14 protein-coding genes and 1 tRNA gene are annotated in these 8,323 nt (G+C 58.6%); 6 read left to right on the forward strand and 9 right to left on the reverse strand.

The window, feature by feature from the left end:
* Positions 1 to 22: 22 nt before the first annotated feature.
* Genes FW800_RS22890 through murB form a run of 4 tightly spaced genes read left to right on the forward strand, consistent with a single transcriptional unit; the run spans position 23 to position 2,449 of the window.
* Positions 23 to 208, forward strand: coding sequence for a Trm112 family protein (locus tag FW800_RS22890; RefSeq protein ID WP_003174668.1), 186 nt, complete (start codon positions 23 to 25; stop codon positions 206 to 208).
* Positions 205 to 969, forward strand: coding sequence for a 3-deoxy-manno-octulosonate cytidylyltransferase (gene kdsB / locus FW800_RS22895; RefSeq protein ID WP_446438519.1), 765 nt, complete (start codon positions 205 to 207; stop codon positions 967 to 969). The genes FW800_RS22890 and kdsB overlap by 4 nt, the downstream gene beginning before the upstream one ends.
* On the forward strand, positions 969 to 1,433 hold the full coding sequence (locus FW800_RS22900; protein WP_078821648.1) for a low molecular weight protein-tyrosine-phosphatase: 465 nt from the start codon (positions 969 to 971) through the stop codon (positions 1,431 to 1,433). Before kdsB ends, FW800_RS22900 begins: the two co-directional genes overlap by 1 nt.
* Entirely contained in the window at positions 1,430 to 2,449 is a 1,020-nt protein-coding gene (gene murB / locus FW800_RS22905; RefSeq protein WP_446438520.1) for a UDP-N-acetylmuramate dehydrogenase, read from the forward strand. The genes FW800_RS22900 and murB overlap by 4 nt, the downstream gene beginning before the upstream one ends.
* Positions 2,450 to 2,518: 69 nt before the next feature.
* On the opposite strand, the gene FW800_RS22910 is transcribed toward murB, so the two are convergent.
* Positions 2,519 to 3,190 carry a Bax inhibitor-1/YccA family protein gene (locus FW800_RS22910; protein ID WP_003192030.1) on the reverse strand — a complete coding sequence of 224 codons (672 nt, stop codon included), beginning with the start codon at positions 3,188 to 3,190 and terminating at the stop codon, positions 2,519 to 2,521.
* A gap of 152 nt (positions 3,191 to 3,342) precedes the next feature.
* On the opposite strand from FW800_RS22910, the gene FW800_RS22915 reads away from it, so the two are divergent.
* Positions 3,343 to 3,433 (forward strand) — tRNA-Ser (locus FW800_RS22915).
* A gap of 116 nt (positions 3,434 to 3,549) precedes the next feature.
* On the opposite strand, the gene FW800_RS22920 is transcribed toward FW800_RS22915, so the two are convergent.
* The 4 genes from FW800_RS22920 to FW800_RS22935 are packed head-to-tail and all read right to left on the reverse strand — an operon-like array spanning position 3,550 to position 5,331.
* Positions 3,550 to 4,599: a tyrosine-type recombinase/integrase gene (locus FW800_RS22920; protein ID WP_446438521.1), complete on the reverse strand. Its 1,050-nt coding sequence runs from the start codon at positions 4,597 to 4,599 to the stop codon at positions 3,550 to 3,552.
* Between the two features lies 1 nt (position 4,600).
* On the reverse strand, positions 4,601 to 4,843 hold the full coding sequence (locus FW800_RS22925; RefSeq protein ID WP_056846544.1) for a DUF4224 domain-containing protein: 243 nt from the start codon (positions 4,841 to 4,843) through the stop codon (positions 4,601 to 4,603).
* 2 nt (positions 4,844 to 4,845) lie between these two features.
* Positions 4,846 to 5,067 (reverse strand): hypothetical protein, encoded by a 222-nt coding sequence (locus FW800_RS22930; protein ID WP_446438522.1) that lies wholly within the window; start codon positions 5,065 to 5,067, stop codon positions 4,846 to 4,848.
* Between the two features lie 36 nt (positions 5,068 to 5,103).
* A complete protein-coding gene (locus FW800_RS22935; RefSeq protein ID WP_446438523.1) occupies positions 5,104 to 5,331 on the reverse strand; it encodes a hypothetical protein in 228 nt (75 codons plus the stop codon).
* A gap of 151 nt (positions 5,332 to 5,482) precedes the next feature.
* Here FW800_RS22935 and FW800_RS22940 point away from each other — a divergent pair, with 151 nt between their 5' ends.
* A complete protein-coding gene (locus FW800_RS22940; protein WP_446438524.1) occupies positions 5,483 to 5,866 on the forward strand; it encodes a hypothetical protein in 384 nt (127 codons plus the stop codon).
* Positions 5,867 to 5,872: 6 nt separating this feature from the next.
* On the opposite strand, the gene FW800_RS22945 is transcribed toward FW800_RS22940, so the two are convergent.
* The 4 genes from FW800_RS22945 to FW800_RS22960 all read right to left on the reverse strand — a co-directional run.
* Entirely contained in the window at positions 5,873 to 6,610 is a 738-nt protein-coding gene (locus tag FW800_RS22945; RefSeq protein ID WP_446438525.1) for a hypothetical protein, read from the reverse strand.
* A complete protein-coding gene (locus FW800_RS22950) occupies positions 6,607 to 7,035 on the reverse strand; it encodes a hypothetical protein (protein ID WP_446438526.1) in 429 nt (142 codons plus the stop codon). The genes FW800_RS22945 and FW800_RS22950 overlap by 4 nt, the downstream gene beginning before the upstream one ends.
* Positions 7,036 to 7,440: 405 nt before the next feature.
* Entirely contained in the window at positions 7,441 to 8,112 is a 672-nt protein-coding gene (locus tag FW800_RS22955) for a hypothetical protein (RefSeq protein ID WP_446438527.1), read from the reverse strand.
* Positions 8,109 to 8,323, reverse strand: a 215-nt coding sequence (locus FW800_RS22960) for a hypothetical protein (RefSeq protein ID WP_446438528.1), incomplete at its 5' end; no start/stop codon positions are given. The genes FW800_RS22955 and FW800_RS22960, both read right to left, overlap by 4 nt.

The raw sequence follows: 8,323 nt of genomic DNA on the forward strand, positions 1-8,323 counted from the left end.
CGCTTCTTTCCAGGAATCACTCATGGACACCAAACTGCTCGACATCCTCGCTTGCCCGATCTGCAAAGGCCCGCTCAAGCTCAGCGCCGACAAAACCGAGCTGATCAGCAAAGGTGCCGGCCTGGCTTACCCGATACGTGATGGCATCCCGGTGATGCTTGAAAGCGAAGCCCGTACCCTGACCACCGATGAGCGCCTGGATAAATGACCACCGCCTTTACCGTCGTCATTCCCTCGCGCTATGCCTCGACGCGTCTGCCGGGCAAACCGCTGCAAATGATCGGCACCAAGCCGATGATCCAGCTGGTGTGGGAGCAAGCGTGCAAGAGCAGCGCCGAGCGGGTAGTGGTGGCCACCGATGACCCGCGTATCATCGAGGCGTGCAAAGGGTTCGGTGCCGAAGCCGTCCTGACCCGCGAAGACCATAACTCCGGCACTGATCGTCTGGCCGAGGTGGCGACCAAGCTTGGCCTGGCGCCCGACGCCATCGTGGTCAACGTGCAAGGTGACGAGCCATTGATACCGCCGGGTGTCATCGACCAGGTCGCCGCCAACCTCGCGGCCCATGGCGAGGCGCGTATGGCGACCCTGGCCGAACCGATCGAAGACATCGAGACGCTGTTCAACCCGAACGTGGTGAAAGTGGTCAGCGACATCAACGGCCTGGCACTGACCTTCAGTCGGTCTACCTTGCCCTGGGCGCGGGATGCCTTTGCCAAGAGTCGCGACGTGTTGCCGGAAGGCGTGCCGTATCGCCGCCATATCGGCATCTACGCCTACCGCGCCGGTTTCCTGCATGATTTTGTCAGCTGGGGCCCATGCCGGCTGGAAAACACCGAATCCCTGGAGCAACTGCGCGCCCTGTGGCACGGCGTGCGCATCCATGTGGGCGATGCGTTGGAAGCGCCGCCGGCGGGTGTCGACACTCAGGAAGACCTCGAACGCGTCCGTCGCCTGCTGGGCGCCTGATGGAAGTTCTGTTTGTATGCCTGGGCAATATCTGCCGCTCGCCAACCGCTGAAGGCGTCCTGCGCCATAAATTGCGCGAGGCGGGCTTGGCCGGCCAGATCGAGGTGGCGTCTGCCGGCACCGGGGAATGGCATATCGGCAACCCGCCGGACCAGCGCAGCCAGCGTGCGGCACTGGGGCGTGGCTACGACCTGTCATCCCAGCGTGCCCAGCAGGTTAGCCGCGCCGACTTTGCGCGCTATGACCTGATCCTGGCCATGGACCACAGCAACCTGCGCAACCTCAAGGCCATGCAGCCGGGTCAGGGCAAGGCGGAACTGGACTTGTTCCTGCGCCGCTTTGACGGCGAAGTGGACGAAGTGCCAGACCCTTACTATGAAGGTGAACAAGGTTTCGAGCGGGTCCTGGACCTGATCGAGCGCGCCTGTGATTTATTGGTGATCGAATTGAAGGGGCGGTTATGACCTTGCAAGTGCTTGCGCAGGTATCGCTCAAGCCATTCAACAGCTTCGGCATTGATGTGCGCGCTCAATTATTTGCCGAGGCCCACAGCGATGCCGAGGTTCGCGAAGCCATCGCCTATGCCGCTGCACACGCGGTACCGTTGCTGGTGATCGGTGGCGGCAGCAATTTGCTGTTGACCCAGGATGTCCCGGCGCTGGTGTTGCGCATGGCAACCCAAGGCATTCGCGTGCTGCACGACGATGGCGTGCACGTGGTGGTCGAAGCCGAAGCGGGCGAGGCCTGGCATCCGTTCGTCCTGTGGACCCTTGAACACGGCTTCTGCGGCCTGGAAAACCTCAGCCTGATCCCCGGCACAGTCGGGGCCGCACCCATGCAAAACATCGGGGCCTATGGCGTGGAGATCAAGGATGTCTTCGCCGGCCTCACCGCCCTGGATCGCCAGACGGGCGAACTGCGGGATTTCAGCCTGGACGAATGCAACTTTGCTTACCGTGACAGCCTGTTCAAGCATGAGGTCGGGCGGTGGTTGATCCTGCGGGTACGCTTTGCCCTCAGCCGCACCAATCACCTGAAACTCGACTACGGCCCGGTGCAACAGCGCCTGACCGCGCAGGGCATCACCCACGCTACACCAAGCGATGTGAGCCGGGCGATTTGCAGCATTCGCCGCGAGAAACTGCCGGACCCGGCAGAGTTGGGTAATGCCGGCAGCTTCTTCAAGAACCCACTGGTGTCCCAGGCCCTCGCTGCCGAACTGCAAAGCCAATACCCGGACTTGGTCGCATACCCTCAGGCCGACGGGCAAATGAAACTCGCCGCCGGCTGGCTGATCGACAAGGCAGGGTGGAAGGGCTTTCGAGACGGCGATGCGGGGGTGCACAAGATGCAGGCGCTGGTGCTGGTCAACTACGGCGCAGCCACAGGGCGCGAGATTGCCAACCTGGCGCTACGTATCCAGCAGGATATCTTCAAGCGTTTCAAGGTCGAGCTGGAGATGGAACCCAACCAGTACTGATCTTTAAGGCCTGGAAATGAAAATGCCCCGTATCTTGCGATACGGGGCATTTTTTATTGCGCTGGTTGATCAGTCGTCGCGGCTCATGATGCCGAAGATCTGCAACAGGCTGATGAACAGGTTGTAGATCGATACATACAGGCTGATGGTGGCCATGATGTAGTTACGCTCACCACCGTGGATGATGGCGCTGGTCTGGAAAAGGATGCACACCGAGGAGAACAGCACAAAACCTGCGCTGATCGCCAGTTGCAGGCCGCTGATCTGGAAGAACATGCTGGCCACCACCGCCGCCAGCAACACGAAGAAGCCTGCGGTGATGAAGCCACCCAGGAAGCTCATGTCCTTACGGCTGATCAGCACGTAGGCCGACAGGCCACCAAATACCAGCGCCGTCATGGCAAACGCCGAACTGACCACTTCCGCACCGCCGGCCATGCCGAGGTAACGGTTGAGGATCGGGCCGAGGATAAAGCCCATGAAACCGGTCAAGGCAAACGCCGACACCAGGCCCCAGGCCGAATCGCGCAGCTTGTTGGTCAGGAAGAACAGACCATAGAAGCCGATCAGCACGACAAAGATATTCGGATAACCAACGCGCATCTGTTGGGCCACATACGCCATCACGCCGCTGAATGCGAGCGTCAAGGCGAGCAAGCCGTACGTATTGCGCAACACGCGGCTGACTTCAAGCTGCTCAGCCTGCGCGTTGCCATTCACTGCGTAATTCTGTTCGCGCATGGCGACACTCCTTCAGTTTTGAAACGTTCAGTCGCAAAGATCATAACAGACGCTCTGTAACAAGCGATGCAGAGAGTTTGACAGTGTGTTTCATTCGGGTATTATGGCGCCCGCTGACACGGGATGAGCTACTATAATCCTGTGATGCACAAGGGAAATTGGCAGAGTGGTTGAATGCACCGGTCTTGAAAACCGGCGAACGTTAATAGCGTTCCCAGGGTTCGAATCCCTGGTTTCCCGCCAAGATTTAAACGAAAGCCCCGCGATTGCGGGGCTTTTGCGTTTCTGGGGTTTGAGAATGTTTCTTCTGCTTTTGGCGGGAGTTCCGAAACTTTCGGGTAAGAGTTCCGAAACTTTGCCTATTTGGATGGTTTCGCGGTGGCGCCAATCCTCCTGTAAACCCGCTTTGTGATCTCCTGTTTGCTGTGTCCCAGCAGCAGGCTTGCATCACCGATATCGATGATTTCCGACGCGGCCTTCGGCCGGATGTCGCGGAACTGAAACCCTCCAATCTTGGCCGCGAGGAGCGGGTCGCCTTGTTCGATGGCGTTCTGCTGGGCTTTTTCCCGAGCCTTGTCCCAGCGCAAGCGCAACATCCCCTTCGTCATTCGCTTTCCATGCCTGTTGATCAACAGGTACTTGGATGAATGACCGACATTCCTTTCGCCAATCTCCCTAACCAATCTCCCCAAGCTGTTTTCCCCGGCTTCCGTACGCATCAGGATTCGAAGCTTCTGGCCGGTCTTGCCCTGCGTTACCAGGAAGTAGTCACCTTCTGTATCGTCGCTGCGCATGATCAGCACGTCAGCAGGCCGCTGTCCGGTCAAATAGCCCAGGTCCATGGCTTCCTTCAGTTCTTGTTCGGCAACCGCGTAGACGGCATCCCAAACAGCCGCGTTGGCGTAGTAATCACGCGGCGCCTCCTTGTTCTTCCTGATGCCCTGGCAAGGGTTCTCCCGCTCCGTCAGCCCCCACTCCCTGGCCATGTTGAAAACGTGGGACAGGAGCGCGATCTCGCGGTTGGCACGAACCTTCGCTGAGCGGGCATCACGGTAGCCGGCGATGTTGAACGGCGTAATTGAATCGATGGGCGCCTCATCAAACGTAGGACGAAGCTGTTTCAGTTCGGCCATGTTGTCCTTCTGGGTCCGCTCCCCCTTTTTTGGGATGACGTCGCGCACGTACCGGTCGAAGATGCCCTTCATCGTTGTCAGATCGGCAGGCTTTTCTTTGGCCTCCAGTTCAGCCCACTTCAGCCGGGCTTTGCTCAGGTCTGTACCAAGCGGAATCTCTTTTCCCGCTGAGTCACGGTAGTAGTAGCCGATCCAGACCTTGCCATTCTTCCTTGGGCGCTTACGACGCACCATTCCTGGCGGCAAGTCCCTGTTTTCCGTGTTTCGGGGGCGCATATCAGTTCACTCTGGAGAAATCAGGCGTCCAAGCTGGACGCGCCGGCGGCGGGTTTGGATCTGCGATTGCGGCGTTAACCATCCCAAGCTTCATGCGCGCGTACATCCGACCCACCAGAGGGCGACCGCCACGGCTCTCGATGAACACCCAGTTTCGGTCTTTCAGCCATTTGCGCTGGTGAGCGCGCTGCTTGTAGCCGGTTAGGTCGGCGAGCTCGTCGTCCGAAAGGATCTCTGCTTGCATACCTACCTCCGGCCGGCCGCGGTGGGCCGTGCTGTCTTGATGATTTGGATGGCCAGGCCGAAGCTGATCAGCAGCCAGGCGCAGGTGCCGGCGAAGGCGTAGAGCAGGGCCTCGGTGGTGCCGGTTTCCAGCAGGTCGAGCCCGAGCCAGCCGAACCAGCCGAGTGTTCCTACCAGGTACAGCAAAGCGCCCAGCAGTATCAGGGTGAGTTTCATAGCGAACATGGGGTGTCCTTGCCGCGCTGGGCGGCTGAAGGTGGGTTATTCGTTGGGGTCGACGATGCTGTGTGAGATTGAAACCGTCTTCCGCGCAGCTTCTCCGAGATATATCTCGTTCATGACTTTGTCGTGCTGAATGGATACGGAATCGGTGGCGTCCTCGTCATCGCCGAGCTCAGAAAGGCCCAGTTGGCGGACACGCAAAAGATCAACGCCGTCCGGAACCTCGAACACGGTCGTGATCGCGCTCGTTATCATGATGAAGGGCATAGGAATACCTCGCCCGCCGCTCACCGGCAGGCATTTAGGGGGGGTTACATTTCGATAACAGTTCAGCAAGTGACAGCGCTGAAGTGTTTCGCCGAAAATTTGATTTTTGGTCGTGCTGAGGCAGCCTAAGCATCTGAGCGAGCAGTTATTGATGCTCGGCTATCTGGTCAGGCTACTCAATGAGGAGGTGTTTGCAGTGTTCAAGGGATACATCGTTGCAATGTTGGCAGTCGCCATATCAACGTTGGTGGTAGCTGAGGAACTACCGCAAGGACCGTTGCTTCAGCGCTTTGGTGATGCCATTAATGAGTTGCCCAAACCACCATCGCCCCCAGAGGCAAAAGCTACTCCGCGCGAATTGCACTTCGAAGGCCAAGAGGCGCTCAATCACCCTGGCAGACCCGCGATGCGCGATATGGAAAAAACTGGCAATCCAAGCATCGATAACATGCATACACGTGATAGAGACGCCTGTAGAAGGGTTCAAGCGGCAGCATTAGGGCAGGGCAAAAGTTTGAGTTTGGTTTGTGACTAAGAGGGGCTACTGAGACTTTGGCATCACCTGCTTGAACTCGACCACCCAGACCCACGGGTTGGAGTTCCACGACTCGGCGCCGTTGATCCCCACCCACAGTTCTCGCCAGGCGTCGAAAGGGTCAGTCCAGTTGCCTGGGCCTGGCTCGGACTTGAAGGGGTGGAAAGCATAATCGCCGTCGCCCTGATGGATTCGTTTAATGCCCTCGGCGATGTAGCGGCTTTCGTAGGCCGTCTCACCTTCGCCGTCCTGCAACCGCTCGACGCGCACGTCGGTAATCTCCAGCAGGATGCGGCTGACCCAGCGCGGCATATGAATTGAAGGCCGAATTTTCCCTGGCTTGATCATAGCGCACCCGGTTTGCCGGAAGTCCCAATCTGCCGGGTACCGGATAGGTTCGCCATTGCTCAGCTCTCGCGGAGCGATAGAATCCACCTGAGCGTCAGCTTGCCAAGCTTCGCGCACCCACAACAGCTCGCCACGTCGGCCGTAGGGGCAGGGTGCGAACTCTTCCAGTTCTTTGGCGCACTCCGCTTCGGTCGCTCCGAACACGCCGAAACCGTATCGTGGGTCGCGCTGGGCAATTGCCATCCATCGATGACGCTCGCCGGCGGCAACGGAAGAGTCTTCGACCGGAATCTGGAAGCTTTTGACCGGCCGCCGCGTGACCGTCTTCCTGCCTTCCATGATGGCGCGCACCATCGGCGCCGAGAACAGGATTGGGCGTTCTTTGATCCGGCTCACGGCGTCACCTCCCGGCGCGCCCACTGAACATAGGGGCCGTCATCCGTATCGAAGATCCCCATCAGGAACCACTCAGGGCCGGGCGATTCAGGATTCCAAGCGGTGCACGCAGCATCCTCGTCAGGTAGATCCGCGATCTCGTCGCCAGAGTGCCAGCCTTTCAGTTCCAGTTTCTGTTCCTTGACCCATGCAACGTAGGGCGCCGGGTCTTCGCCTTCGCCAAAGCTGGGAATGTTCGGGTGATACCACCAGCCGTCTGCATCGCGCTTCACCTCGACCGGCCCAAACGGCTTGTTGTCGCTGTGATCCTGGCAGGGAGTGACGTAAACCACGTCGGAGTAGTGCCCGCCGCCAGAGCTGAATTCCACCCTGCAGCCGCACTTGGCGGGCTCGCTGTTAACGAACGTAATCTTTTGTTCGGGCATGACTTCGTCCTTGCCGCCATAGCGGCTATCAAACTCATGGTGGGGAGAGGTATCGTTGCCTCCTCAGATAGGGAGGTGCAATGTGGTCGTGCACGGAGTTGAATACCGATTTTGTTGCGCCTCAAGCGTCATCGAAGGTCACGATGGACTTGCGATGGAGTGCTGGAGGGGTAACAACGGACCGTTGTTTGAGATATTTCGAAATGATGAAACGCTTCGATTCGAGGTGACTTTGTTTATACCGGACGTTCCGCTTGAGTTGCTTGAATACGCGGTCCCGATTGCCCGAGAGTGGTTGGGAGAGTTTGTACCTTATCCCTAATGCCGGGTTACTTGCCGCTATAGCGGCTGACTTTGAAGGGGGAGGGGTTACAGGTTTTGCGGGTGGAGTACATCCGTACTCTTTCAGGATTTGACGCCCAGCGCCTTGTCGATGCAGTCGTTGTGCCCGGTGACGTACTCGTAGGTGTGCAGGCCGTCGGTCATGACCAGGCGCTCAGGCATCACCACCGCTACCGGCGCGGTCTTCTCGACTTGCGGGGGTGTTAGATACACCTCGGCGCTGCCGCCCTCGTCGCAAAGGTCGTTTGCTTCGGGAATTGCAAACAGCACCATGCCCGGAAACTCCATCTCGGATATTCCGCCCTCCAAAAGCCATTCAAGGCTCAAACCTTCCTCGCCGTTGTCGCGAGTGACGGCTACAGCCTGAATATACACCGGCTCGCCCTGTGGCCGTTCTGGCTTCCCTAACTCCACGTACGTCCTGTGCCGCCCTTCTATTTCGAGCGTGACCATTGACCAATCTGACCAGTGTGCTGATACGGGTACTGTGTCCCCATGGGGCTGGGCGGCTGGCTTGTTGGCTGGCGCAGGTTCGGGCAACCCGCACAAGTAATGGTCCATCTGCTCTCTGCAATCCTGCTCGGTGTAGCCGCAATCAGGGCAACGCGGTGGCGCATCCAGCAGGGCGCGCAGCTCACGAATAGCGGCATCTTTCACAGGGGCTTCATTGCTACGGACAAGGGCAACTGCCGCACTCAATACCAGCACGCCGTCAATCGTTTGGTTGTGGCTCATACAGCCTCCCTCGTTACCAGATCATGGGCATTCGCCCGAGCTTTGGCGCAGGCGATCCATGCCTCATAAAGCCAGCCAGTTGCCTGGTCCTCGTAGTTGTTTCCCTTCTTGAAGAACTCGCAGTCCAGGCAAAAGCCTTTCTCGTCTGCCCAGATCTCAAACAGTTCACGCTCTCTCGCCTCGTCGTAAGCGTGACTGGCGACGTGGTCTT

It is taken from the genome of Pseudomonas sp. 910_23 (assembly GCF_052850795.1).